Source organism: Pseudomonas sp. dw_358 (assembly GCF_018449655.1).
GTDB lineage: Bacteria > Pseudomonadota > Gammaproteobacteria > Pseudomonadales > Pseudomonadaceae > Aquipseudomonas.
This window is the reverse complement of record NZ_JAAVUX010000050.1, coordinates 1-1,137: the sequence shown is the minus strand read 5'-3', so window position 1 is coordinate 1,137 and position 1,137 is coordinate 1. Positions and strand designations below refer to the sequence as shown.

Sequence of the window (1,137 nt, the reverse complement as noted above, 5' to 3'; positions counted from 1 at the left end):
CTGATCGTCCCGTCAGCGGCGAAGTCGGTATTGACCTGGGCCAGCGGCATGCCGTCCAGCCAGAACCAGTATTGCCCGCTGGCCTTGCTGCCGGAGGCGTTGTACAGCGTCTGCCCGAGCGCCTCGCCGTTCAAGCCGTACAGGTAGGTCGTGGTGTTGAGCAGCGCCTGGCTCACCGGATCGAGGACCCGCTTCACCGTCCGCTGGCCCAGCGAGTTGTAGCGGTAGTCCGCCACCTTCTGGCTGCCGGCCTGATACACCTCGCTCAGCCGACCCTGGTCGTCATAGGCGTAGCGCAGCGCGTCGCTCTGGGTCTGGTTGCCGGCCGCATCGTGGGTGACGGCCGTGCCGTTGAGGGTCGCCAGGCGGTTGCTGTCCGTGGCGTAGGTCAGCCTCTGGGTGTCCGTGACCGTGCCGCTGGCCTGGTCGGTGGTCACTCGCTGGGTGCGGTTGCCCGTGGCGTCGAGGGTGTAATCCTTCTTCGTCGCGCTGGTCTGTTCCTGGCTCAGCCGATCCAGCGCATCGTACTGGTACTGCACCGTGCCCCACAGCGTATGGGTCGCCTGCGCGATGTTGCTGTCCGGATCGAAGGTGTAGCTGCTCTGCCAGTTGCCGATCGTCTGGTTGGTCAGTTGGTAGTCGTTGTCGTAGGTGCGCGTCAGCGTGATGCCGTTGCCCCAGGTCAGGGTCTTCAGCGGGCCGAAGGGCTGGTAGCTGATGGCGCTGGCCAGCGGGACCGTGGTGCCGTTGACCGTCAGCTGGATGTCGGTGACCTGGTCGGCGCTGTTGCGCGTGTAGGCCGCAGTGATACCTGCAGGGTAGCCCAGTTGGGTCAGGTTGTTCGACGAGTCGTAGCCGTAGGTCAGGGTTTCGTTGGTCGCGGTGTCGTTGACGGCCACGGCGCGCTGCTGGCTGACCAGGTTGCCTTGATCGTCATAGGTGTAGTGCAGCGTGCCGCCGCCGTCCTGCAGGCTGGTCAGGTGGCCGATGCCCTTGTTGCCGTTGGCGGTTTCGTCGTAGGTGAGCGTGACATTGAGCGCCGGTGTCGCCGGGTAGGTCTTGGCCGTGACCCGGTTGAGCGCGTCGTAGCTGTAGTTGATCACCACGCCCCGGGCGTCGGTGCTGCGGGTCATGTTA

The 1,137-nt window shown here is 65.3% G+C and carries 1 pseudogene; it reads right to left on the bottom strand.

Annotated features, from left to right (window positions below):
* Window positions 1-1,137, bottom strand: a pseudogene (locus HB675_RS25685) (RHS repeat protein); the annotation flags it as partial.